Source organism: Nocardioides sp. (genome assembly GCF_024509035.1).
Lineage (GTDB): Bacteria > Actinomycetota > Actinomycetes > Propionibacteriales > Nocardioidaceae > Nocardioides.
The window spans coordinates 1-317 of sequence record NZ_JANINT010000333.1; the positions used below are offsets into that span (position 1 = coordinate 1).

A 317-nucleotide genomic window follows, 5' to 3' on the forward strand; every position below is an offset into this window, starting at 1 on the left:
ACGGCGTCGGCAACCGCGTCGTCGACGATCCGCACCTGGTGCTGATCCAGCCGCCGGCTCATCGACGCGACCCGCCGGGCCAGCCACGGTTCGCACTCCCCGGCGGTCACGACGTCCCAGGTCCGGGGGAGCCGGTGCCGCAGGTCCAGGGCGTCGGCCAGCGCGTTGCGGGTGCTGAGCGTGTGGGTCCGCCGTGCGACCGCCAGCTCGGGCAGCGACAGCTCCTGGACCAGCGGGGTGCCGTCACCGCCGACCTCGACCAGTCGGTCCTCCCCGCGCCACGCCCGACGACCACCCGGCCCCCGCCGCGGGTCGGA

General features: G+C 76.3%; 1 pseudogene. It reads right to left on the reverse strand.

What is annotated here, in order from left to right:
* A pseudogene (locus tag Q0L15_RS20560) lies at positions 1–317 on the reverse strand (hypothetical protein); the annotation flags it as partial.